Source organism: Kordiimonas sp., assembly GCF_048260245.1.
Lineage (GTDB): Bacteria > Pseudomonadota > Alphaproteobacteria > Sphingomonadales > Kordiimonadaceae > Kordiimonas.
Genome location: NZ_JBLXGZ010000025.1, coordinates 1 through 24,446 on the forward strand (window position 1 = coordinate 1; position 24,446 = coordinate 24,446).

Consider the following 24,446-nt stretch of genomic DNA (forward strand, 5'->3'; position numbering starts at 1 on the left):
GCGAACCCCCCGCCCCCCCGCTCGCCGAACAGTGTCATAAACCCAACGATCATCATGATAGGCCCAAGCCGGGCCCATACAACACCCAACTTATAAGCGCCGAATTTCCGGTACATTTCGCGAACCGCGAGCGCATAGACTACGCCGAACTGCACTGCGAGAGCAGACCGGACATGACGTCCAAACTGTCGCCGCTCTCGCTTGCTCAACGCTTAATCTCCGTGCTTGTAAATCCCGGCATAGCGGCCATGCTCGTCGACCGCCACAAGGAATTTCACCTCGTCGGCACGCATGGTGCTCTCTGCTTCGTCTACAATAACATTCTTGCGAATGATAGAGAATTCCTTGCTCATACACTGGTGTGCGGCAACTTCACGCACGCGCCGGGTCACCCGAAGGGCTACACCCAGCTGACCCTTTGTCACAACACCCACGGGCTTGCTTTCCTCATCCACGACCACGGCAACCCCGGCAGGGCCACCCGCCATTTCGGCCGCGAGTTCAAGCAATACCATACCTGGCGTGACAACAGGCACGCTGGAAGTCAGCATCACATCTTCCACCTTCATCAACAGGCGGCGACCAAGCGAACCACCCGGATGATAGCGGGCAAAGTCCTTGGCATGAAAATCACGCAACTGCATCAGCGATATTGCCAGCGCATCTCCAATGGCAACTGTCACCACGATAGATGTGGTTGGCACCAGATTATTGGGACACACTTCCTCAGCGATCGGAATTTCAAGCACCACATCGGATGCCCGTCCAAGCGTGGAGGATTTGGCGCCTGTAATGCTGATGATTTTGTTACCAAAAGACTTAAGCGACGGCAACAGCTGGACAATCTCCTGCGTTTCGCCGGAATAGGAAATCAGCAGAAGCGTGTCATCTGCCGTTACCATACCGAGATCCCCATGCGAGGCTTCGGCCGGATGCAGGAAGAAGGAAGGCGTGCCGGTAGAAGCCAGCGTCGCGGATATCTTCCGCGCCACATGACCCGACTTACCCATGCCGATAACAATAATATGCCCTCGGGTCTGGAGCGCCACGCGAATGGCTTCCCGGTAGGTTTCTGAATCATACGTCTGGGACAAACGCTCAAGAGCCTGACCCTGTTTCAAAAAGCTGGACCCAATATTCTCAAGAGTCTCGTTCAGATCCGCCTTCACACTATTGGGAAGGTCAATAATATTCTCGCGAGATGAATTCTCGTCCGCGGAGCTTTTCATATAAAATCCCCAAGCTCTTTTATTTGTTATTGCCCGACCAGATTGCCAACTCACTGCAATAAAGATTAAAAATGTGGCAATTTGGTGCTTTTTAGGTGTCTCCGGAAAAATCGGCGCAAGCTATCATAGCGCTTTTTTATTCACAATGCCCAATTGCCAGCAGGTGCCAACATAATATTTCAGCCTTGTGACGCCAACATACGCTCACCGCATGACCCCCTTAACCAATGTATTCATTTCTCTGCAAACAGCACGATACTGAAAACCCTGGTGCAGCCAATGACCTGAATTAGCTATAAAAGCCAATTTTCTTCGCGCAATCAGCCATGTATGAATAGAGACACTTTCTCACTAGGTCAATTTTACTTGCTAATTTTTATTAATAATTTTTTTAGGTTTTAATGACCGGCAACGTGGCTCATGACTAACTGTACAATCGTAATCGCTAATTCAAAACTGTTCCTGCACTGTTTGTTACGACGAAATACCCCACGCCCTTCGGGCCTGAAATAACTTCTGACTGACAACCCTCCCGCCCTTGCCGGGAAACCGTTTGAAAGCCTGTTGTGGTTTTGCTACGTGAGGCATTAACATAAGATGAACGACCTCTCAGACGCGGCACTCGAAACGGCGGACCCTACTATGAACCCAGATTTATCGCCTCCTGCACGCGACGGATATTCTGCGAAAAACATCCTGTTCCTTCAAGGGCTGGCGACCCCTTTTTTCGCCAAGCTGGCCGCGCGGCTGGCGAACGACGGGCACACAGTGCACCGAATGCACTTCTGTGGCGGAGACTGGGTATTCAGGGGAAAAGCCCACAGGGGCGTCTTTCATCACCGGGTCTCCTGCGCCGCAGCTAATCTTGAGACCTTCTACCGTGACTTCATCACCCACGAAAACATTCACACGGTTATTCTGTTCGGGGATTGCCGCCCCATTCACATGGCCATGCGTACAGTCGCACGCGAAACCGGCACGCAGGTTTACGTCTTTGATGAAGGCTACACCCGGCCGCACTGGGTCACCATGGAAGCAGACGGCTCCAACGGGTATTCCCGCATGCCTCGCACAGCGCAGGAAATTGCCGTCCTGCATGCAGCCCTGACCAAACGCGACCGGATCGTCCGCCCCGAAACAGAGACCAACATGGCACGCCGCGCCCGAATGGATATCCTGGCCCACGCCGGCAACATACTGTTCAAATGGCGTTTCCCCCACTACCGCAGTCACCGTCCAGCAGGCGTGCTCAGCGAAGCAAAAGGCTGGATCAAGCGCGGGTTCAACTCATGGCGATACAGCGCTGACAACCGTAGAACGCTCGCATGTTTTGAGCAAACGACCCAGCCCTACTTCCTTGTGCCACTTCAGTTGAACAGCGATTATCAAATTCGGGTGCATTCACGCTTTTCCGGTATGGTAGAATTCATCGAGGAGGTCATCGCTTCCTTCGCCGCCAACGCCCCGGAAGGCTGTCAGCTGTTTTTTAAAAACCACCCCCTTGATAACGGTATGATCGATTATCGCCGTATTATCGGGGCCACCGCTGCCCGGCACGGTATTTCTGACAAAGTCTCGTTCGCTGAAGGCGGCAACCTTGACGCCCTGATCCGCGGGTGCGAAGGCGTCGTTCTGGTCAATAGCACGGTTGGGTTCGCCACGCTCAGGCTGGGTTGCCCGCTGAAGGTTCTGGGTACAGCGCTGTATGACCTTGACGGCCTGACTGACCAGAAGCCTCTTGATATGTTTTGGCAAAATCCCGTAAGGCCTCAACAAAGGCTTGCGGACGAATTCCTCACCGTTGTACAGACGTATACACAAATCAGGGGAGACCTGTTTTCTGAAGATGGTATCAGCGTAGCGGTCGCGGAAGCTGCCGACGTGCTGTCAGGTAAAAAGCGTCGCCTTCCTTCGGGTTAAGCTTTTCGTGCCTGACATAAGCGCAATATGACGTAAGCACGATCTGACACAACCGTGATCCGGCATAACGGTGGCCTGACATGGCAGTGGTCTGAACATACAGGCCTGATGAATTGAACCGCACAGGGTGAAGTGTAATCATGGCCACGATTGTAACGATAGTAACCCTGCTGATTTTACCCTTCTTTCTTGAGGCCACCATCAAAATCGGCTTCTCCCGCCCCGATGAAAAGCGCCATGTTGCCTTTTATCTGCTCACCCCGGTGACATCGCTACTGGTGTATCTCACTTTAGCCGCGCTTCTTGGTCACCCTGGCATTACGTTCATTGGCTGGCTATTTGTTTACGCGGGACTTGCCGCTGTCTCGAACGTGAAGAACAGGGTGCTGGGCGAGCCCATTTGCGCCCCGGATCTCGAGACCGCGCGCCACCTGTTCATTTACCCGGAATTTTATGTCGACTATGTCGGCGCCAAACGCGTGGTCGCCATTTTCGGGTCTTTTGCGCTGGCCGTCATTCTTGCCTGCACGCTGGAAACATCCTTTGTCAGCCACCAGTCCTTACTGCCTGCGCCTGCAGCATGGGCGCTTGGCCTTTTGGGCTGGATGATAGCCCTTTATTTACTGGCGCGGATATCCTCCCGCGTGCTGACACACGCCCGCGCCCGCAGTCTCGGCCTTACCTTTGACATCAATACCGACACGGCGCGTTTCGGGTATTTTCCGTTGATGTTGCTTTATGGCCTTCTGTTGATGGATCGCAGCGAACCCGCCGCACCCGATACCAGCCATCCCCCGCTTTCCCACAAAGGAAAGCCGGGCGGGCCACCGGACATCATCGCCTTCCAGGCCGAAAGCTATTTCGATATCGACAGGTTGTACCGGCGTATACCAGGATATGAAGACCACACCTGGCCCGCGCTTGACGGTTTACGCAAAAATGGGGTGTCTGCGGACCTGTTGCATGTGCCTGCGTGGGGTGCCTCAACCATGCAAAGCGAGTTTGCCTTCCTTTCCGGCATTGCCAACGAAAACATGGGCGTGGACCGCATCAATCCCTACCAACGCGCCGCCCACACCGGCATCGAGACTATTGCCACACGGCTGAAATCCTTGGGCTACCGGACCGTTTGTGTGCACCCTGCCAAAAAAGAGTTTTTCCGCCGCAGCAGTGTTATCCCCAAAATGGGGTTTGACGACTTTATCGGTGTTGAAGCCTTCAGTGGTGCCAGCCGCTTCGGTCCCTACATCAGCGACGAAGCACTTGGCGACCTGATTGAACGCACCATTGCAGATCATAAAAAGACCAGCGACCAGCCGCTTTTTGTCTTCAGCATAACGATTGAAAGCCACGGCCCGTGGGATGAAGGGCGCCTTGCTCCCTGGCTGGATGAAGGAGTTCTTGCCGCTACCGACCCGACGGGCGACCGGTCTTTTGCCATCTACCGCCAGCATATGGACAATGTGCTCGCGCTGTTTTCACGCCTTGGCCCAGAAGCAGCGCCGGACGCACTGAAGCGCCCCCGGACGATGGCCCTGTACGGAGACCACCAACCCGCTTTCCATGATCTTTTTGACCGGCACGGCTTCACTGACAGCAAGGTTGACTATCTGCTGTGGCACAGCGGCTGTCAGCCGGAGGAGCATGGCGCCCTGCGGGTAGAAAACCTTGCTGACAAGCTGCTTGAGGTTGCCGGCTTTCACACCCCCCAAAGCTGACAATACTAACTTTGCAACAGCCCGATCATTTCTTCCCGAGCCTCACGCGTTTCGGGCATATCCAGCATCACCCAGCAATGAAACATGCCCTCATATTGCCGGAAACTGTAGGGCACACCTGCCGCCCCAAGTTTGTCTGCGAACAGTTTGGCGTCCGGCAGCAGTATATCGCGCGTGCCCATCATAATATGGGTTTTGGGCAAGCCGTCCAGCTTGCCAAAGGTCGGGCTGATGCGCGGATCCTTCACATCCCAATCCCCGGCGTAGCAGCGCCCGGCCTCCGCAAGGCCCACCTGCGTGAGCCACGGGTCGCTGGCCTCTATGGCCGCTATGTCCGGGTTGTCCATGCTGACGTCCACCCACGGGCTGACCAACAGCAGTTGATGCGCTGAAAATGCGCCCCTTTCAGCACGTTCTGCCTGCGCCAGCGCCACGGCGAGGCCTGCGCCCGCGCTATCGCCAATGACATGTAGCCTCATGCCTTGCAGGCGTTCTTCAAGCTGATGATAGACCTTCTGCACAAAGGGTTGCACAGCCGCGGCCTTATGTTCGGGCGCCAGCGGGTAGATCGGCACCACCACCTCGGCATGGGTACGCGCGGCAAGGTGGGCGATAAACTCCCACTGCTGCGGCAAAATTTCACCCACATAGGCGCCGCCGTGCAGGTAAAACAGGTGCTGGCGCACACTTATGCTTTTTTCCTTCAGCGTGATGACGGGGAAACCGTCCACGCTTGTCTCCGTCACCGTGAAATGCTGCGCCAGATCCTTGGGCGGCTGGTACCGGTCGCTTTTCCGGCGTTTCTCAATGTCCTGATAAAAGGCTTCAACACTCGTGCGGTTGCGCTTCTTGCCCATCAGTTTCAGCATTAACACCCAATACTTCGACTTCAAGCTCGCCATATATCCCCCGTGTGATCTTTCGGCTGCCATACTGACAGCTAGCTTTTCGCTCGCGCAAGTAATTCCGGCACGCACACAGCAATTTCATGGAACTTTCTTTGCTGCCAAACAATTAGACACACTGACTTCTAAAATTTTAACAATTTCTCAGCCGTTGCCCATCCTGAATTTCCGCAGGTAGACCGGCAGGTCGGTGGGGATGGGTTTTATAGGGATCTGGTTCAGCATGTCGCCGACAAAACCACGGTGATACTGGCTGTGGGTAACCAGATGCAGCAGCATCTCGGCCCGAGTCATCGCGCCCTGCCCGCCATCCACAAAGTCGAAGGTGATCACCTCACCAAGTGCTGCTTCACTCACGCCTTCGGCATAGTCCACATACCACGCGTCCAGCGCCTGCTGCTTTTGCCACAACTTCGGCACGCTGGGGCAGTCCGCCGTGTTGCGGCTGGTATAGTTGTGGCGTGTGCCCGTCAGATGCGCACGGAAGATATCGTCAATGACATAAACGTGGTTGAGCGTATAGGCGATGGAACGAAAGTGCGTCTTGCGTTCGCGCGTCACCTGCTCCTCAGGGGCATCCAGCACCACCTCATACGTCCGCGCATTGGCCCACGCACGGTAGCGCGTCATCATCACTGTTGTTTCTTTCAGGCTCATTATTTTCTCCTCACCTCATAAACAAAAGGCCGGGGAGAACCCCGGCCTTTTTCTATTGCTCATCTATTGCACAGCGCCGACTTAGGCTTTGCCGTTTCCGTTCGCGCTCAGGTATCCGTTTTTCTCCAGATACTCGATGATCTTGTCCGCGCAGTCTTCCGCACTCATCTCATCGGTTTTCACATGGATGTCCGGGTTTTCAGGCGCTTCATAAGGGCTGTCATAGCCCGTAAAATTCTTGATCTCGCCGGCCTTGGCTTTTTTATACAGCCCCTTGGGGTCGCGGGTCGCACACACTTCGATCGGCGTATCAACAAATACCTCGACAAACTCGCCGCCTTCCACAAGACCACGCACCATGTCGCGCTCTGCCCGGAAGGGGCTGATAAAGCTGGTCATCACCATCAGTCCCGCGTCGATCATCAGCTTGGAGACCTCACCCACACGGCGGATATTTTCCACCCGGTCGGCATCCGTGAAGCCGAGGTCATGGTTGAGGCCGTGGCGCACGTTGTCGCCGTCCAGCACATAGGTATGCCGGCCGCGCGCGAACAGGCGCTTCTCAATGATGTTGGCAATGGTCGACTTGCCTGAGCCCGAAAGGCCCGTGAACCACAGAATGGCCGGGCGCTGGTGCTTCAGTTCCGCCCGCGCGGCCTTGTTCACATCGAGCGCCTGCCAGTGGATGTTCGACGCACGGCGGAGCGCGAAGTCGATCATGCCAACACCCACGGTGGTGTTGGTCAGCCGGTCGATAATGATGAAAGCACCCGTGTCACGGCTGATGCCGTAAGGGTCAAACGCGATACGACGGTCAAGCGAGATGTTGCACACGCCGATCTCGTTCAGATCAAGGTGCTTGGCGGCCGTGTGTTCCATGGTGTTGACGTTGACCTTGTGTTTGAGGTCCGTCACCTGCCCTGGTACAAGCTTGTTGGCGGTTTTGAAAATATAGGGCCTGCCGGGCAGCATTGGCTCGCCCGACATCCAGATGATCTTGGCTTCAAACTGGTCAGCCACCTCTGGCGGGTGGTCCTTGCCCGCAATAATGTCCCCGCGGGAGATATCGATCTCATCCTCAAGGGTGATGGTCACGGCTTCGCCGGCAACCGCCTCGTCAAGGTCACCGTCATAGGTGACGATGGATTTCACCCGGCTGACCTCGGCGCTTGGCAGCACCTTGATCTCGTCACCCGCCTTGACGGTCCCCGCCGCAATGGTGCCGGAGAAACCGCGAAAATCAAGGTTCGGGCGGTTCACCCACTGCACCGGCAGGCGGAAGGGCGCAGAGGCGCGCATGTCATCAACCTGCACCGTCTCAAGGTGGTGCATCAGGGTCGGGCCATCATACCATGGTGTGGCGTCCGATTTGGTGAGGATATTATCGCCCCGAAGCGCCGACAGCGGGATCGACCTGATTTCCTTGAAACCGAAGTCCTTGGCAAACTCGCGGTATTCTTCCTCAATCTCGTTCAAGACCTTCTGGCTATAGTCCACAAGATCCATCTTGTTCACCGCCAGCACGATATGCTTGATGCCCAGAAGCGAGGCGATAAAACTGTGGCGGCGGGTTTGTGTCAGCACCCCCTTGCGCGCATCAATCAGCAAAATCGCGAGGTCAGCCGTGGAGGCACCCGTCGCCATGTTGCGGGTATATTGCTCATGCCCCGGCGTGTCTGCCACGATGAACTTGCGCTTGTCGGTGGAGAAGAAGCGGTAAGCCACATCGATGGTGATGCCCTGCTCACGCTCAGCCGCCAAGCCATCAACCAGAAGCGCGAAATCAATCTCCTGCCCCTGGGTGCCAACCTTCTTGCTGTCGGCTTCAAGCGCTGAGAGCTGGTCTTCGAAAATGAGCTTGCTGTCATACAGCAGGCGACCGATGAGGGTGGATTTACCGTCATCCACGCTGCCGCAGGTGATAAAGCGCAGCATGGATTTCTCTTCCTGCGCCTTCAGGTAAGCGGTGATATCTTCAGCAATGAGGTCAGATTGGTGGCTCATTAGAAATACCCCTCTTGCTTTTTCTTCTCCATCGAGGCGGCGCTGTCATGGTCGATCACCCGGCCCTGTCGCTCGCTCGATTTGGTGAGCAGCATTTCCTGTATCACTTCTTCAAGCGTGTCGGCGGTACTCTCCACCGCGCCCGTCAGCGGGTAACAGCCCAGCGTGCGGAAGCGCACCATCTTCATCTCCGGCGTCTCACCGTCGCGCATTGGCATGCGCTCGTCATCCACCATGATCAGTTGGCCGTCGCGTTCCACCACCGGGCGTTCCTTCGCCAGATACAGCGGCACAATGGGGATACTTTCAAGGTGGATATATTGCCAGATATCCAGCTCGGTCCAGTTGGAAAGCGGGAAGACACGGATGCTCTCCCCCTTCGCCTTGCGGGTGTTATAAAGGCTCCACAGTTCAGGACGCTGGTTCTTCGGGTCCCAGCGGTGCTGCGCGGAACGGAAGGAGAAAATACGTTCCTTGGCGCGGGACTTTTCCTCGTCGCGACGCGCGCCACCAAAGGCTGCGTCAAAACCGTATTTGTCCAGCGCCTGCTTCAGGCCCTGTGTTTTCATCACATCGGTGTGGTAGGCGGAACCATGGGTGAACGGGCCAACGCCGTCACGCACGCCGTCTTCGTTAATATGCACAATCAGCTCAAGGCCAAGGTCTTTTGTCAGCTTGTCGCGAAATTCAATCATCTCGCGGAACTTCCATGTGGTGTCCACGTGCATCACCGGGAAAGGCGGCAGGCTGGGGTAAAATGCCTTCATCGCCAGATGCAGCATTACTGCACTGTCCTTGCCAACGGAATACAGCATCACCGGGTTGTCGGCTTCGGCCGCAACCTCGCGCATGATCTGAATACTTTCAGCTTCAAGCCGCTTCAGGTGAGTAAGCGTTTTTGTCATGGAATCCACACCACCATTTAAAATTTCAGACCTGCTGAACTTCAGGGTTTTAAAGATGGGGCGGGTTTAGCGCAAGGATAAGAGATTTGGGAAATTATTTTTTCTTTCCAGCCCCGCCAGAGGAAGTTTATTGGATAAATATTCCAATAAACTTCATTTTTTAAAATTCCAAACTTATTTGGACGCGAAATACTTCTCTACAGTCCGAAACTGGGCTGCGGTGTGCGCCAACTGGTACCGTAGCGGGCTTCGGTAACTGCCTCCGGATCATACGGCGCAGGGAACGTTTCGCCCTTGAATTCTATCTCGCCCAAAGGCAGAAAAATGCTCGCATCCACCTCGCGGGTTTCAAGCTGATCGTGAAGCCAATAAATCTTGCCCTCTTTATGTCCCAGGATAAAGAGATCTATCGTTACCCCCGAACGCCTGTAGTGAATGATCGGTTTGGGGCGCTTCACCGCATTGCATTTCATACCTGCCTCGCACATAAGCTGGACAACCCGGTCCCGCTCTACCACGAGGTCGTCAGGGCTCGTACAGTCGACAATAATAGCCGTATCCAGGTCGTCATCATGCGGGATGAAGCCCTTCTCGCGAATGGCGCCCAAAAGCGTACCATAAAGCAGGATAGGCTTCAGGCCGAGCTTGGCCATCTCATCGCGGAAAAACACCAAATCGTCCATTATTTTCTGCTCGCTACGCTCACTGAGCGGTACATGCATACCATGCTTGGTAAACATAAGGCGTGATGCAAAGTTGATCTGCTTCGCCACCATGGCTGAGCCCGACAAGGCGTCATCAAGCCGTGCCTTGTTGTTGCGGATCGTGCGCACCAGTGGGCGCGCCAAGGCACGCTGGCGGTAAAGGGTGAAGAGACGAGAGAACACGCTGGCGTAATGGTCCGGCCAATTGGAGCCTGTCAGCATATCGACAAGCCGGGTTACTTCCATGATACGCCGGTAATGCGCACCGTGATCGAATATAACGGTCCAGTCTTCCCCGTCGTCGCTGACGGCAATATCCGTGAACATGGTGCCGTCAGCCCGCTGCTTGTTCCGGTTCCACATAATCAGATGGTCAAAAGAGACAGCCTCACCCAGGTCGAGTACACGCCAGCCGATGCTGCCGCCTAGGTTAAGCTTGAACACTTCAGGGTCCTGAAAATTTTCGCAGAAATGGTCATTGCGAATTTTACCGGCTTCATACTGGCGCACGGGGTCACCCTCATAGCCGCCATTCAGCAGGGCAAGGCCACCCAACCCCTTATTGGGGCCGCCATAAGTTCGCACCCGGACATACCGCGCGGTGGTCGGACCAACATGGGCACGGGCGCCATCCTCACGCGTAAAACCAAAGTCCCTGACCGCATCGACAACCAGGTGCATGGCTGCGACCAGATGGCCTGCGATCGCCTTTTGAGAGAGGTCGGCCTTGGTCCAGCCAGCCGTCCGCCGCGCCGCGATACGGTCACGATAAAGCTCGGGTGAAAAGCGGTAAAAAAACCGGCCTTGTCGGTCTTTATCCCTGATATTCACCTTGTCATACACCAGCCTTAGCGCAGCCAATGCGACTTTCAGGTGTCCATCAAAGTCCTCCCTGTCCTCGGCACGGCAAAGGGGGCGTAGCGCTTCGATGTTATCAAGCGTCTGCATCACGCGCTGCTGCACGGATGCCTTCAGGTTATGGGCCGGACAGTAAAAAATTTCCTTACGCTCACCACAGACCCCCCGTATGCGCAAGCTTGCCGTTCGCTCGCTCCGCAAGCCCAGCCGATCATAAAAATAGATATGATGCACCCGCACCTCGGCGGGGAACTCTGCGCACCACCAGGGCCTGACCTCACGGCGGCTGTGTATATTCATGGCAAAGCGTGCACCTGTGATGGCAGCGCGTGCGCGCATGCGGTTCGGGTGATAACTGCTTTGGTGGCAGACCGCCATCTCAGATACATCAACCAACCCATCCTCTCCTTCCACTTCTCCAATAAATCGGACCGAAGAGAAGTTCAAAAACTCAGGCTTGGGTTTGGTTAGCTCGAAGTAGAATGAGGAATAACGTTGCTTCACCTTCACGTGAACCGGGAGCAGTGGCGCCGCCAGTGACGACAGTGCCCCAGGGAACATCGCCTTTATCGCGCGACGTTTGGACCGGGCAAATATACGCTCAAGATGCTGCTTGGCATCGGCCACAAGTTGTTGATGGGCCTCATGCCGGGGGGCATCAAAATCTTTCATAAATACATACCTGTCTGGACAATTTACGCCGATATTGCCGCTGATTTTGTGCAGTGCGGCAGCCTTCGGCCATGCTAGAATAATGACATTTATATTTACATTATTTTACTGTTTCATTACAAGTAAAGCGACTGTAATTGAAACCAAAATCCACTTTCGGAAAGCTTCAGCGCCCTTATGAAACGTATACTGACCTTCGGAACATACGACTTGCTGCATGTCGGCCACGTACGCTTGCTCAAGCGGGCTGCTGCACTTGGCAGCCATCTGACCGTTGGCGTATCCAGCGATGAACTGAACATTTCCAAGAAGGGACGTGGTCCGGTTTATTCAACTGCGGAACGCATGGAAATAATCCGTTCGCTGAACTGTGTTGACCACGCGTTTGTTGAGCATTCCCTTGAGGCGAAAGGCGATTATATCCGCGAACACAAAGCGGATGTGCTTGTGATGGGGGACGACTGGGAAGGTCGTTTTGATATATTCAAGGACCTGTGCGAGGTGGTTTACCTACCCCGGACCGAGGGTATCTCCACCACCTATCTCATCAGCAGCATTTCAGAAAACAAAAAACTGGCGGTAGGCGACGTTTAAAACCCTGCGCCTGTTCCTGCCTGCCTCCCGGCTTAAGCCGCACCTTTTGCTATGCTTTCCGCCTTGGCCTTCAGCTGCAGGATACGCCCGTGAAGCGCGTCATTTGGCTGGTTGGCCAGCGCGGCTTCCGCATGCTGAAGCGCGTCTCTGGCATGCCCTGTCGCCAGCGATGCACGGGCCTGCTGGAACATGGTTGCAGGCCCGGCTTCACCGTCGTTGATCTGCCGTGCCAGCAACACTGATGCGGCTTCCGGTTGCCCATCCGCCAGCAAAATATTGGCGTAAAGCCGCACATAGTTTTCCGGCCACTGGTTCTTTCTGCTGAACAAATGATCCATCAGGCGCTGCGCCGTTTTTTGCCGTTGCTGGGTGTGAAACAGGTTCGCTACGCGAAAACAGGCGTCGCTGTCAAAACGCATTACGTCCGTACCGGCCTCATCCAGAAAAGCGTTCAGGCACTTGTCAGCCGCGTTTAGCCGCTTGCCCTCCAACAGCGCCCTAAGCACCAGCTCAAGCGTCATGACACTTGCCGGCTTTCGGTCAAAAAGCGTGATAGCCGCAGTGATTTTTGCATCGGACCTCAGTGCATCACTCCCTCCCTGCCGCTTCATCAGCCGCTCCGGCGTCCCGGTTTTGCCCGTGTGCGGGCGCGTCTTTACCGCCGCATGCGCCACGCGGCTGATCAGGACCCGCCATTCACCCCGGAAGGATGTGCCGCTTGGCATCACCCCGTCGCTGGTCAGGGACAGCCCAGCTTTGGCGGTAATGGCGCGATATTCCCGCAACCTGTCTGCATACCGGTCTCGCATCTCTTCAGTGCGTTCCTTTGAAAATGCCGACCGCAGCAAGGGCTTCAGATTATCGGCCCGGACGTCCTCCAGCGCGACATTCGGGATACCAAAATGGTTGGTCAATTCCCGCACTCTCAGGTCCTTGTAGACAAACAGGGACGGTCGGGATGCCTGCAGCGCCACCACGCCGCCATGGAAGCGATCGCCAAAATAACAGTCATGGGCTTCGGCGAGCTGTCGCCACGAACGCGCATCGCGGAAATGCCACATGCCTTCAAACGGTATGGGGGCTACCCCGCAGGCCTGCATGTAAAGCGATATAGCCGCTGCGTCACAGCGGCCCGTGGCGTCGTCATACAGGCCAGCGACATCACCCAGTTCATGATAACTGTATATGTCGTTCTGGAAGACATAGTTGACGGTATACCTGGACGCGAGCGCGCGCAAAAACTCGACCCGCTCCGGCTGGTATCCACGCAAATTCCGCAGCCCCAGATATCCGGCCGTCAGCAGACGGTCCCGCTTTTTGACCTTCCGCGGTTGGGTTTTCAGAATATTGCCGGGGTAGACATAGAGGCTGGGGCAGCCGAGGGCCACCGCGTTTGTGCAACCCATATTATGCAGGAATGCCTCTGTCTCGTCCCCGCGCACCCCGAATATGGTGGCCTTTTTATCAAACAGGCGCAGCAAATCACGCATCGCAGGCACAAGCCGGTCTTCGCTGTCAAGTGCCTCCTGCATGCCCATTCCAAAAACATAGACAGGAACTGGCAGGGCGTCCACGACCTCACACAACCGCTCCATATGGCGCTGCTGGGCATCTGCCCGACCGGGCGCGGGCGGCGAGATCATATTGGCATATGAAAACACCACGGCATCGAAATTTGCCTGAATGGCCGCCCGAAAATCCTGGCGTTTTCCCCGATATTCCGTGACATACAGGTGCTCGATTGACGACAGGCAACTTCGGGTTCGGTCTATCTCGAAAGATTTTGCCACCGCTTCATTGTGCACGATATTCCCCACATTGAGGGTGGTGGCCCTGATCTCGCATTTGAGCGCAGCAAGTGACCCCGACGCCCTAAGCGGTAGGGAAGCCTTGTGCCTTAGCGCCGCATTGTTCGTCGCGACGCCGAAATTCGCCGGGTGAAAGAGTATGCGTTTCATATAGCCAGCCAGTTCAATGTGGTTACGTGCCGCGACACCGCCTCGCGGTTATCCGATGGACATTGAACCAGTTAAACTAGTGACCCATTGTGACAGGAAGGTTTCAGGCCGCAGCCTTCACGCGCCGTGCTGCCTGAGGAAGCGCAACGCCCCGTGGTTATTGCCGTCGAGGCTCAGCGCGTGCTGTGCCGCGTCGCGTGCTTTAGCCACGTGGCCCTGCCGTGCCAGCACATTGGCAAGGCCGACATAGGCGTCAATATAATTTTCATTTAGCGTGATGGCCTTCTCAAAACAGGCACGGGCCAGCAACGGGTACCTGTGGCGCGCATATACGTCGGCTTTCGCCTTCTCGGATCGTGCCACGGCCAACTTCATACTCTGGTGCTTTGGCAGCGGGGTAGACTTGACGATAGGCGTATAACTTGGGTCGCTGCGTTTACTGAGCGCGAGATGCAGCTGCGCAGCCTCAATCAGATCGTTGTGACGGAAGAAATGCGCCAGTCGCTCATATGCCATCCGCACCTGTGCCGCCTTGGTATGGGTGCCGCTCAACCGATCAAGACTGGCTTGAAACAATGCATCGTCATACGCAAGCGGGCCATCCTTGCCCTCAGGGCCGGCGCCTTCAAGCAAAGCGGCGTGCATCTTGTGATCAAGCGGGCACCGCTCATACACTTCTTCAGGGCTTAAGCCCTCAAGGTCGGCCTGGTTTTTGGAAACCCTGTGCCTGCCCTCAACTGGCGGAATATCCAGCAGCCGGGAAATAGGCGCGGAATGTTCTGTCAGCTTTTCTGTCGCACACAAAAAGCGGAACTGCCGCAAAATATGCGTGATTTTTTCCTCGCTCACCGGGGCGTCAGCGTCGGGGTACAGGCCGGAAAAGAACTTGCACAGCTCGCCCGACACACGGTTTTCCTGCCATTTGGCGAAATAATCACGCGCGCCGATATGCTGCCCCTGCCCGCGAATGACGGTCAGATGGTATTTATACTGCGATACAAAATGCGTATAAGGATCACGCAGCACGGTAAAAAGCGCAGGCTTTTCTCCCGATAGTCCCGCCAGAATATAATCGTTGACGTGATGTCCGAACACGAAACGAACCGGCGCGCGTTCCTCCGCCGTCAATTCTTCCCAAAGCGGCTTGCCACTGAAGAAGCGGTCTGATGCGGGGTGCTGACCGTAGCCAAAATAGGCGTCTGGTCCCAGGTGGGTCTGGATATGGTGCATAACGGTCGTACCACCCGTTTTAGCCACATGATATCCAATAATCAGCATCGCTCACTCTCCCGAACAAAATCGCGCTGTTTATGGCGGCAACTTTACGCAAGGGCAAGAGCGCCAATCATTTTAACCCGATTTAGATACCTGGTGCGACGCAAGGCACGCCTGAAAAGCCACCCGGCACCACCGCCATTTTACATTGGCTCAGCCAAACAGGGCTTCGCCCAGATACCGTACCTTTCGCCCCATGCTGCGCAGTTTTGACGGTTTCACACCACCTTCCTGCTGTGCTTCAGCGCGGATAGCCTCCACCAAAGCTTCAGGGGAGACCGAGCAACCATCAGGCCACCTGACATAGCGCCCATAGACACAAAGCAAACCGTAGACCATGCCGTCCAGCGGTACCTGCTTGCCACGGCGCGGCATCGTGCCCCGCTGGTCTTTGCTCAGGCCCCATCCGGCATAAAACGGCATGCCGTACGTGGTAACCCGCACCCCCCGCAGCAGGGCCTCAAATCCGGTCAGGCTGGTCATAGTATGCACCTCATCCACCGCCTCAAGGCAGTCGATGATATCAGCCGTGACAATTATTTCGTCAGCGCAATGATCAAGGACCAGCTTGTCTACAGCGCCTTCACGGTTACCGCTCACCACATCAGGGTGTGGTTTGAAGACGATATAGGCGGTCGGGTTTTCCGCGCGCACAGCCTCAAGCAGGGCAGCGTTGGTTTTGATATCGGGGGAGCCGTAAGCCAGCGACGCGTCGCCTTCCACCTGCCCCGGCACGAGAATAACAGCGCGGCCTTCGGCCTTTGCGCGAAAGTCCAGCCCGCCGCGTTCACCGACATTATACTTGCTGACACGTGCCTCAAGAATGGCGCGGCGCAGCGCTGCACCGCGGGCCAGTTCATACTCATCAAAGGTGTGGCTGGCGAGAAAATGCTCAAGGTCGCTCGCGCGCGTGGCATCATAATAAATACCGCGGCGGTCAAGCACCAGTGACGCCGGACGCCGGAGATCAGACCCAAGGCCGACCGACCGCAGGAAACCGTCTTCCATGCGCCAGACCGGAATATGCCCCGGCGCGTCTGCCAGTTGGCTATCAAACTTGCGCCCCCACGTTACGATACAGTCGTCTGCACCGAAGGAGAATTTCGCCACATCAGCGGGTTTGATGTAAACCACCTGTTCCACGCCTTCACCAAAAAAACGGGCAACAAACTTGCGTTTCCAGAAAGAGAACCCGACAGCCACCGCGCGCTTGCCGCGCGGGCGCTGCATCTGCCGTTCGGCAACCAGCAGGTCGAGAATGCGTTCCATCTCCACCCGTTCCCCGCTAAAGGGGTCAACATAGCGGCTGTATAATATGAAGGCAGCGGCGAACAATTCCTCCAGCGTGCGGTTTGCGATGCGGGCCTCACAAAGCTGCCGGTCATGGGTCAGCCCCCAACCCGCGTAAAACGGCAAGCCAAAACAGCTTACCTTCTTACCCGCTATCAGGCCTTCAAGACCCATCTGGGACGTTACCACATAGACATGGTCCACCCGTTCAATGAGTGCGATCGGCGCAACATCGTCGGCCACAAACAGCACCCGGTCATAAGTGCGTTCCACATCGAAATGGCCTTTTTTGGTACCGGCCAGAACATCGGGATGAATTTTCACAATCACCAGCGCAGTGGGGTTTTCCTCGAGCGCAGTTTCCAGCATCTCGCCAAACATGGCATCGGACGCCATGCCGTGCATGATGGATTTATCGCCCAGGGTCTGGTCGACCAGCAACACCTTCGGCCCTTTGAAAGCTGCCAGTTTTTCCTCAAGTGCCGGGGACAGGTCAAACGGTGCGTGATTATACTTTGAGATACGCCAGCGGCGGATACGCGCCATCGCGGCGCGAGCACGGACGATCAGTTCCGGTGTGATCCAGTCATCACGGTTCAGAAGCGCCTCAAGGTCGCTGGGCGTATGCGCATCATAATAAATACCGCTTTTGTCCACAACAAGCGAAAGCCGCCGCTTGTCCCGGCTGGGGTGGTTCAGATAGCCCAGAAAGCCATCTTCAAGCCGCCAGTATTCAAGCCCCTGCTTTTTAGCAAACATCCGCGCGGCTTCGGTGTTTTCCTTCTGACCCCAACCAACGACAACGTCCTCCTCGCGCGCGCCCTTGAGCCCCCGCTTCACCGGACGCCCCAACAAGGCAGTCATGCCGGGGCCGTTCGCGATACCGTTTGAGGTTGTCAGCGCACGCGGCGCTCTTTTTTGTTCGCCGCTCATACCAGCGCCTTCATCAGCCTTCGAACTTTTTCAAGATCGGCAGGTGTGTCCACACCGTGAGGCGGAGCCTCAGCAACCTCGGCCACCTTGATAGGCAACCCGTTATAGAGAGCGCGCAACTGCTCAAGCGCCTCCAGCGCTTCCGTGGGGGCGGGCGGAAGCTCGGTCAGCCGCTTCAAGGTCGTCACCCGGTAAGCATAAATACCAATATGGCGCTGGTAGGCATGCGCCTCCACATCAGGCACGTCACTGTCCCGGTAGTGCGGAATAGCGCTGCGGGAGAAATAATGCGCAAAGCCCTGCGCATCTGTTACTACTTTTACAATGTTGGGGTTCAGCACATCCGCGCTTGAATGAATGCGCGTGCTCGCCGTTGCCATCGCAGCCCCGCTATCGACCGCCAGACACTCACCCACCACCGCGATCAGCGACGGTGGCAACAGAGGCTCGTCGCCCTGCACGTTGACCACAATCTCATCATCAGCCCAGCCAAGCTGGCTTGCCACTTCGGCAATACGGTCCGTGCCGGAAGCATGGTCGGCCCGCGTCATCACCACTTGCCCCTCGCGCGCTCCGTACGCCTGCATGGCCGCCAAAATGCGTTCATCGTCGGCCGCCACAAAAACATGATCCGGGCCAAGGGCCTCCACCGCGCGGTCCCAAACGTGGGTAATCATCGGCCTGCCGGCGATATCGGCAAGCGGCTTACCTGGAAGCCGGGTTGAAGCATAACGCGCCGGAATAACAACCTTCATTGCGCCAATCCTGTTTCGCCTTCCATCGCGGCGCGCAAGCTGCTGCCAAGCTTGCCCGCAAGATGCTCACACGCGTCACGCACCGCGCCCTGCCCACCGCTATGCGGGCTGACATAATCGGCAATGGCTTTCACAGCCTCAACCGCGTTACCCGGCGCCAGCGCGTAACCCGATGCCTGCATGGCCCCCATATCAATGAGGTCATCACCCATAAAGGCCACATCCTCCAGCGGCAGGGCAAGCTCTGCGGCCAGTTCGGCCAGCGCTGTCACCTTGTCGGCGCAGCGCAAGCGCCGGTGAGTGATGCCAAGGTCGTCGAGGCGTTTTTCAAGTGCTGCACTTTTGCGGCCGGAAATCACCGCAACCTCTACCCCCAGTTTGTGCAGAAGTTTCAGCCCCAGCCCGTCGTGGGCGTGGAAAGCTTTCATCTCTTCACCGTGGGCAGTGTAATATAACGTGCCGTCGGTCAGCACCCCGTCTACATCCAGCGCTAACAGCCGTACCGGCATAATCTACTCCGTCACCAGAGGGGTGAAGCTTTTTGTCAGGTCGTCGATGGATTTCATCTGGCTGAGATACGCCTCAAGTTTGCCAAGCGGCAGGGCACATGGCCCGTCACAGAGCGCCTCATCCGGGTTGGGGTGTGCCTCGATAAACAGCCCTGCAATACCCAGCGCCATGCCGGCGCGTGCCAGCGCTGCCGCCTGCTCGCGCCGCCCGCCTGCGCTGTCAAGTTGACCGCCGGGGCGCTGCAGCGCGTGGGTCGCGTCAAACACCACGGGGGCCATGGTTTTCATCACATCCATCCCCAGCATGTCGACAATCAGGTTATTATAGCCAAAGCAACTGCCGCGTTCGCACAGCATGACATCCGTTTTGCCGCTTTCAGCGAATTTCTTGATAATGTGACGCATTTCTTCGGGCGCGAGGAACTGCGGCTTTTTCACATTCACCACGGCGTCTGTGGCTGCCATTGCGCTCACGAGGTCCGTCTGGCGTGCCAGGAAAGCAGGGAGTTGGATCACATCGGCCACCTCGGCGGCAGCTGACGCCTGATGCGGTTCGTGCACGTCGGTGATGACCGGCACGGAGAATTTGGCCTTGAGATCCGCCAGCAGTTCAAGCCCCCGGTCGAGCCCTGGCCCGCGGAAACTGTGTACGCTGGAACGGTTCGCCTTATCAAACGACGCCTTGAAAACATAAGGGATACCAAGCTTTGCCGTAACCTCAGCAAAATGCGCTGCCACTTCAAAAGCAAGGTCGCGGCTTTCCAGCACATTCATGCCACCAAACAAGACAAAAGGCGCATTATTCGCGACGCTGATTTTGTTGCCAATGGTAACAGAGCGAACCATGAACTTCCTCACAGATTGTTATATTCAAAACATAGCCATGGCTACCCCGCCCCGCACAAAAGCGCAAGGGTGTGATCACAGCGAAAGCCACTGTATGAAGTGCTTTTTACCTGAACAGTGACAGGATGGACGACGGGCTTTGGTTCGCGATCGACAGCGCCTGCAGGCCAAGCTGCTGTTTCACCTGCAAGGCCTGCAAGTTGGCAGCTTCTTTGGCGAGGTCTGCGTCGACAAGGTTTCCGATGCCCACCTCAATGGTGCCTGACAGTTTGGCAACAAATGACTGCTGGATTTCAAGCCGTTTGGCGCCTGCTCCAAGGGTCGAAAGTGACGCGTTCACATTATCGATCGCCGCCGTCAATTGGTCCACCGCCAGTGAGGCAAAGGCCACTGTGTCAATGGTCTGCCCGGCACTAATGGCCACATTGGCCCCGCCCAGCGACAGGTCTTGCGCCGCGATATTCAGCGTTTTGCTGGCCGTCGGGTCGGTGATGGCACTGATGTCGCGCCCGTTCGCCTTCACCGCATTCACGCCGTTAAACTCGGCATTCTCAATAATGGACGTAATCTGGTCCCGCAACTGGGCAAAGTCCCGGCTGAGCGACTGACGGCTGGCGGTATCAAGCCCGCTGTCCTTGGCGGCAACCGCCTTTTCCTTCATCTCGATCAGCAGGTCCGACACCGCCTCCGCCGCTGCGATGGCGACGTCAAGCGACGAGCCCGCCCGCTTGAGCGAGTTTGAAACCGCGCCCAACCCCGCCACATCACCGCGCAATGTTTGTGCAATGGCATAGGTCGCCGCATCATCCTTGGCGGATGACACCTTCAGCCCGGTGTTGATGCGGGTTTGCACCCGCGCCAGATCCTTGTTGGTCTTGTGCAGGTTCTGTAGCGCAAGAAACGCGCTCGCATTTGTATTAACGGAAAAGCTCATGTGGCTTCTGCCCTGTTACACAATAACTGTGAACTGATATGTTTATACCACAGGTTGACGGTTGGACAGAAGCGGGAAACGTCAGTGCGACGGCGTTTATCCGGGCTATTTCATGCTTGCAGGCGGTTTAAAAGCGGATCGGGCCGCCTTTCCATGGGCTGTATGTCACGGTCAAGGTCAACCTCGATCCGTTGCGCCGCCACAAGAGCAATCATTAGCTGGTGTTCGGGCACAAAGTGAAAATAGATCATCGCGTCCTCGCGTCCGGCAGGGGTCGGCGCTGCCAACTTGGGTGGGCGCGCGGCAAGGTCCACGCGTATGTTGCGCAGGTACGGCATCAGCTTGCCGTCCTCCATTTTCACGAAAGCTTCACGGATCGACCACAGGGTGAAAAACAACATACGGCCAATTTCGTCTGACATGTTCCGAAGCAGCGCCCAGTCTTCTGCAGGGAAGCGGCGTTCGGCCACCCGTCGCCAATCAACGCTTGGGTCAAGCTGCTGGATATCGATGCCGATAGGCGTGGACTGCGACACAGCAACAGCGGAAATACCAGCTTCGGCCGCGCCGGTGTGCGAGACAGAGAAAAAAGGTGGCTCATCATCGGCAAAGCCCTCAATGCGCACGCGTCCGGCACCTTGCTGCGACAGCGGCACCGCACCGGGCAGCAAGCCCATATGCGCACCAAGCGATGCCCGCAGCATGCACCGGGCGGTGACAAACGCAGGACGCGCACCTTCATGCATGCCTGCCAGCCGCGCATGCTCCGCCGCTGACAAGACCTCCTGCCCTGAAAGAGACGCATCTGCCGCCCGGACCCTGAGGACTACTTTTTCCACCTGTATTTCAGCATCTTCTGCCATAAATGCCTATAGTTGAAATGCCTGTACTTGCTACCCTGTATTTTAATTCTGCCATAGAAAGCCGATGCTTGCCAAGGCACAAGCACTTGTCCTTCGCACAACGCAAAAACCCCGCCGGTAAGAGCGGGGTGCTGGTGTGCTGTGTTATGCCCGACGGGCTGAATCAGAAAACGTAATCGACAGCCGCCAGGTCACTGAGAGACAATCCGACGAGGAAGATACTGTCCCCACCGCCGGTATTGATCATCACGCCGCTTTCGCCGCCGACGGCCGCGCTGCTGGCCGCCCCGGTTACATCTGCCGCGCTGGTGAAGTCAGTGGTGGTATTGGCAAGGCCGAGGGTATCGATTACCACGCTGAAATCCTCCACAACATCATCACCGTGCCCGCTGGCGAAATAGAACTGATCGCTGCCGGTGCCCCCCGAAAGGGTGTCATCGCCCGTGCCGCCATAAATTTCATCATTGCCCGAGCCTGCGCTGATAACATCATCGTCGGTGCCGCCATAAAGCGCATCATTGCCTGAGCTGCCGTCGATAACATCATCGCCCGCGCCGCCGTATACCTCGTCATTGCCCGACCCGCCATCAACCGTATCAGCCGACACACCTGCCGCGCCCTTGCCGCCAAAGACGACATCATTCCCAGCACCAGCATAGACAGCATCACTGCCCACACCGCCGCCAAGGATGTCGCCCGCACCGCCACCAAAAACAAGGTCGTCGCCGTCGCCGGCCCAAATCGTGTGATTGCCGTCGGATGCCGACGTCACGATCTCACCGGTTTCTACAAGACCGTCGCCGTCGTCATCCCAAGATGAGCCTACCAGCGTGTCATCGCCCGTACCGCCGAACAAGATATTGCCGCCGCGCGCACCCAAAGTACTGAAGCTAAACACCTGAGCATCTGTACCGTCGCCAATCAGGATATCATCGCCTGAGCCACCACCGATAACGTCATTGCCGTCATCACCGCGCATGGTGTCGTCGCCGTCACCGGCTGCGTAAATGTCGTCATTGCCGTCACCAGCTGCAACAGCATCATTGCCGTCACCGCCCCGCAGGAAATCATTGCCAGCGTCGCCGTATATGCTGTCGGCACCCGCACCGCCGGTGACGTTATCATTACCGTCACCAGCGCGCACAAGGTCATCCCCCGCGAGCGCGTCAACCACGTCAGCGCCCGACGTGCCCGCAAGCGTGTCCGCACTGGGCGTCGCGGCTGCAGCGTCTGCTTGCCCATCGATAAAACTACCGGCCGTCAAGCTTGCTGCTGAAACCCCCATCAGGGTAATCGTGTTGCCGCTGTTGTCAGCAATAACCGCGTTGCTGCTACCAGAGATACTGAGGCTGGAAAAGGTTGAACTGGTGTCTGAAAGATCAATCCGGTCTGTGCCAACACGGAAATCTGTGATGACATCATCTCCCCAATCTGGGGAGAAGACAAAACTGTCGGCGCCACCACCTCCGGTGAGCTGGTTGTCGGCATCATTGCCCACCAGCCGGTCAGCCCCCGCGCCGCCAACTGCATTTTCAATCACCACTTCGGGCGGAGTGTAGACGGTATATGTTTGCGTGAAATTCCGGCTGGAGCCATAGAGTGTGATCGTTGTGCCAACATCGCTCCAGCTACCCGGTGTCAGGTCCAGGGTGAGGCCTATCGAGATACCCGATGCGTTATAAGTATCCGTCCCGCCTGTATCCCAGATCGTTTCATAATATTGGCTGCCGGATAGAAAGCCGTATGTGGTATTGCCTGCTTCTGTCTCGATCGCACCGTAAATATGTTGTAGCGCGAGAATATCCAGATACATGAACGTGGTCGGAGACAACGACGCCCCGACAATGTTTTCGTTACCGGCAATGGTATTATACGACATAACAGTATAGTCGTTGCCGTCATACTGAGATGACAGAAGAACACCAGAGCCATCGTCATCGAAGGGATGCTTCAGGCCAAGCGCATGGCCAAGTTCATGCAGAAGGACACTGTGGAAGTATGAGCCGACACCGCCGGTGGACTGATTTTCCGACACCAGCCAGATGTCGCCCGCCTTGGCCGACCCTGAAGGAGTGTAGGCCCATGCCGCCGCGGTTTCATCCGGCAGGCCAGTCCAGGCAATGCGGATAGTGCCCGCCGCGTTGCCGGTCTCTTCAACCTCATCGAAGGTCACCGCGGCAAAGCTTTCAACCTGCTCAAGCGCATCACGGAACAAAACCTGCTCCGCCGTGGTCAGATAGGTGATGTCATTCCAGGGCTCCCCGTCACCATCCTCTGCGCCGTAGCCTGATCCGTCCTCGGTTGACCACAGGCTGCCAGCCCCGGGAATACTGAAGGTTATATGCGTTGTGTCTGCACCTTCCACATTCTGGTACCCAAACAGCGTGAGCAAGCTGTCAACCGCGTCATCGCCTGAGAGGCCAACCTGCTCAACCACCGCACGCGACGTTACCGTCGGCGTATCGGCTTCGTATTCCTGCAAGGTCATGGTGTAGGTACCGGTCTCACTTTCCCAGCCACCAGCCGAGACATAATACGTACCGCTTGCGTCGGGGGTGAAGACAAGCTGGCTGTTGCGACCACCGGCACCGTCGTCGTCCGCGCGGTCAAGCGAGGTGCCGCTTGCACTGTACAGGCCTTTGATAAAGGGATCGACCAGACTACCCTGCCCGACGGAGGCGCCCAGCATCTGGATGGCATAGGTTGTACCCGCCTGCAAGGTAACAGCTACCCAATCCTCATCACCGACAGTCTCAATATCGCCGCTGAAGCTGCCACCAAAAGACAGCGTTGCTGTCGTGCCAGTATTATTTGGAATGTCTACCACCGCGCATCCTTACCGTCGAAGTCATGCCCATTTACGGCATGCCACTGCCGGGCCCTGTTCCCTGAGGCTGGCCAATAGCCAGCCTCCCTA

At 56.6% G+C, this 24,446-nt stretch carries 18 protein-coding genes and 1 pseudogene; 3 read left to right on the forward strand and 16 right to left on the reverse strand.

The features are described from left to right. Both ACN0VM_RS12620 and ACN0VM_RS12625 read right to left on the reverse strand, forming a co-directional pair. Window positions 1-209: pseudogene (locus tag ACN0VM_RS12620) on the reverse strand (hypothetical protein); the annotation flags it as partial. A 3-nt stretch (window positions 210-212) separates the two neighbouring features. Then, entirely contained in the window at window positions 213-1,229 is a 1,017-nt protein-coding gene (locus ACN0VM_RS12625; protein WP_417451244.1) for a KpsF/GutQ family sugar-phosphate isomerase, read from the reverse strand. A gap of 597 nt (window positions 1,230-1,826) precedes the next feature. On the opposite strand from ACN0VM_RS12625, the gene ACN0VM_RS12630 reads away from it, so the two are divergent. Then, window positions 1,827-3,149 carry a capsule biosynthesis protein gene (locus tag ACN0VM_RS12630; protein ID WP_417451245.1) on the forward strand — a complete coding sequence of 441 codons (1,323 nt, stop codon included), beginning with the start codon at window positions 1,827-1,829 and terminating at the stop codon, window positions 3,147-3,149. Between the two features lie 140 nt (window positions 3,150-3,289). Then, entirely contained in the window at window positions 3,290-4,867 is a 1,578-nt protein-coding gene (locus ACN0VM_RS12635; RefSeq protein WP_417451246.1) for an LTA synthase family protein, read from the forward strand. A gap of 5 nt (window positions 4,868-4,872) precedes the next feature. Here ACN0VM_RS12635 and ACN0VM_RS12640 read toward each other — a convergent pair whose 3' ends face one another. From ACN0VM_RS12640 to ACN0VM_RS12660, 5 genes are all read right to left on the reverse strand, one after another. Next, window positions 4,873-5,769 carry an alpha/beta hydrolase fold domain-containing protein gene (locus ACN0VM_RS12640; protein WP_417451247.1) on the reverse strand — a complete coding sequence of 299 codons (897 nt, stop codon included), beginning with the start codon at window positions 5,767-5,769 and terminating at the stop codon, window positions 4,873-4,875. A 147-nt stretch (window positions 5,770-5,916) separates the two neighbouring features. Next, entirely contained in the window at window positions 5,917-6,429 is a 513-nt protein-coding gene (locus ACN0VM_RS12645) for a DinB family protein (protein WP_417451248.1), read from the reverse strand. Window positions 6,430-6,510: 81 nt separating this feature from the next. Beyond that, complete coding sequence (cysN, locus tag ACN0VM_RS12650) at window positions 6,511-8,433, reverse strand: sulfate adenylyltransferase subunit CysN (RefSeq protein ID WP_417451249.1); 1,923 nt, start codon at window positions 8,431-8,433, stop codon at window positions 6,511-6,513. After that, window positions 8,433-9,362: a sulfate adenylyltransferase subunit CysD gene (cysD, locus tag ACN0VM_RS12655; RefSeq protein ID WP_417451299.1), complete on the reverse strand. Its 930-nt coding sequence runs from the start codon at window positions 9,360-9,362 to the stop codon at window positions 8,433-8,435. Before cysD ends, cysN begins: the two co-directional genes overlap by 1 nt. Before the next feature lie 173 nt (window positions 9,363-9,535). Then, window positions 9,536-11,572 (reverse strand): LicD family protein, encoded by a 2,037-nt coding sequence (locus tag ACN0VM_RS12660; protein WP_417451250.1) that lies wholly within the window; start codon window positions 11,570-11,572, stop codon window positions 9,536-9,538. A gap of 177 nt (window positions 11,573-11,749) precedes the next feature. Between ACN0VM_RS12660 and ACN0VM_RS12665 the strand changes: the two genes are divergently transcribed. Beyond that, window positions 11,750-12,166 (forward strand): adenylyltransferase/cytidyltransferase family protein, encoded by a 417-nt coding sequence (locus tag ACN0VM_RS12665; RefSeq protein ID WP_417451251.1) that lies wholly within the window; start codon window positions 11,750-11,752, stop codon window positions 12,164-12,166. Window positions 12,167-12,198: 32 nt separating this feature from the next. Here the strand turns inward: ACN0VM_RS12665 and ACN0VM_RS12670 are convergent, their stop codons facing one another. From ACN0VM_RS12670 to ACN0VM_RS12710, 9 genes are all read right to left on the reverse strand, one after another. Then, entirely contained in the window at window positions 12,199-14,124 is a 1,926-nt protein-coding gene (locus ACN0VM_RS12670) for a polysaccharide pyruvyl transferase family protein (RefSeq protein ID WP_417451252.1), read from the reverse strand. A gap of 117 nt (window positions 14,125-14,241) precedes the next feature. Beyond that, window positions 14,242-15,402: a tetratricopeptide repeat protein gene (locus ACN0VM_RS12675; RefSeq protein WP_417451253.1), complete on the reverse strand. Its 1,161-nt coding sequence runs from the start codon at window positions 15,400-15,402 to the stop codon at window positions 14,242-14,244. 150 nt (window positions 15,403-15,552) lie between these two features. After that, window positions 15,553-17,622: a capsular polysaccharide biosynthesis protein gene (locus ACN0VM_RS12680; RefSeq protein ID WP_417451254.1), complete on the reverse strand. Its 2,070-nt coding sequence runs from the start codon at window positions 17,620-17,622 to the stop codon at window positions 15,553-15,555. Then, window positions 17,619-18,377, reverse strand: coding sequence for a 3-deoxy-manno-octulosonate cytidylyltransferase (gene kdsB / locus ACN0VM_RS12685; RefSeq protein WP_417451255.1), 759 nt, complete (start codon window positions 18,375-18,377; stop codon window positions 17,619-17,621). The genes ACN0VM_RS12680 and kdsB overlap by 4 nt, the downstream gene beginning before the upstream one ends. Then, on the reverse strand, window positions 18,374-18,886 hold the full coding sequence (locus tag ACN0VM_RS12690; RefSeq protein WP_417451256.1) for a KdsC family phosphatase: 513 nt from the start codon (window positions 18,884-18,886) through the stop codon (window positions 18,374-18,376). The genes kdsB and ACN0VM_RS12690 overlap by 4 nt, the downstream gene beginning before the upstream one ends. Window positions 18,887-18,889: 3 nt before the next feature. Beyond that, window positions 18,890-19,732, reverse strand: a complete 843-nt coding sequence (kdsA, locus tag ACN0VM_RS12695) for a 3-deoxy-8-phosphooctulonate synthase (protein WP_417451257.1) — start codon at window positions 19,730-19,732, stop codon at window positions 18,890-18,892. 106 nt (window positions 19,733-19,838) lie between these two features. Continuing rightward, a complete protein-coding gene (locus tag ACN0VM_RS12700; protein ID WP_417451258.1) occupies window positions 19,839-20,666 on the reverse strand; it encodes a flagellin in 828 nt (275 codons plus the stop codon). A 110-nt stretch (window positions 20,667-20,776) separates the two neighbouring features. Further along, a complete protein-coding gene (locus tag ACN0VM_RS12705; RefSeq protein WP_417451259.1) occupies window positions 20,777-21,505 on the reverse strand; it encodes a 4'-phosphopantetheinyl transferase family protein in 729 nt (242 codons plus the stop codon). Window positions 21,506-21,692: 187 nt separating this feature from the next. Then, window positions 21,693-24,356, reverse strand: coding sequence for a M10 family metallopeptidase (locus ACN0VM_RS12710; RefSeq protein WP_417451260.1), 2,664 nt, complete (start codon window positions 24,354-24,356; stop codon window positions 21,693-21,695). Between the last annotated feature and the right edge of the window lie 90 nt (window positions 24,357-24,446).

Coding starts and splice junctions, on each gene's coding strand:
- ACN0VM_RS12670 (WP_417451252.1), bottom strand. CDS start 14,124: ATGAAACGCATACTCTTTCACCCGGCGAATTTCGGCGTCGCGACGAAC.
- ACN0VM_RS12665 (WP_417451251.1), top strand. CDS start 11,750: ATGAAACGTATACTGACCTTCGGAACATACGACTTGCTGCATGTCGGC.
- ACN0VM_RS12680 (WP_417451254.1), bottom strand. CDS start 17,622: ATGAGCGGCGAACAAAAAAGAGCGCCGCGTGCGCTGACAACCTCAAAC.
- kdsA (WP_417451257.1), bottom strand. CDS start 19,732: ATGGTTCGCTCTGTTACCATTGGCAACAAAATCAGCGTCGCGAATAAT.
- ACN0VM_RS12700 (WP_417451258.1), bottom strand. CDS start 20,666: ATGAGCTTTTCCGTTAATACAAATGCGAGCGCGTTTCTTGCGCTACAG.
- ACN0VM_RS12625 (WP_417451244.1), bottom strand. CDS start 1,229: ATGAAAAGCTCCGCGGACGAGAATTCATCTCGCGAGAATATTATTGAC.
- kdsB (WP_417451255.1), bottom strand. CDS start 18,377: ATGAAGGTTGTTATTCCGGCGCGTTATGCTTCAACCCGGCTTCCAGGT.
- ACN0VM_RS12640 (WP_417451247.1), bottom strand. CDS start 5,769: ATGGCGAGCTTGAAGTCGAAGTATTGGGTGTTAATGCTGAAACTGATG.
- ACN0VM_RS12660 (WP_417451250.1), bottom strand. CDS start 11,572: ATGAAAGATTTTGATGCCCCCCGGCATGAGGCCCATCAACAACTTGTG.
- ACN0VM_RS12635 (WP_417451246.1), top strand. CDS start 3,290: ATGGCCACGATTGTAACGATAGTAACCCTGCTGATTTTACCCTTCTTT.
- ACN0VM_RS12690 (WP_417451256.1), bottom strand. CDS start 18,886: ATGCCGGTACGGCTGTTAGCGCTGGATGTAGACGGGGTGCTGACCGAC.
- ACN0VM_RS12645 (WP_417451248.1), bottom strand. CDS start 6,429: ATGAGCCTGAAAGAAACAACAGTGATGATGACGCGCTACCGTGCGTGG.
- ACN0VM_RS12675 (WP_417451253.1), bottom strand. CDS start 15,402: ATGCTGATTATTGGATATCATGTGGCTAAAACGGGTGGTACGACCGTT.
- cysN (WP_417451249.1), bottom strand. CDS start 8,433: ATGAGCCACCAATCTGACCTCATTGCTGAAGATATCACCGCTTACCTG.
- ACN0VM_RS12630 (WP_417451245.1), top strand. CDS start 1,827: ATGAACGACCTCTCAGACGCGGCACTCGAAACGGCGGACCCTACTATG.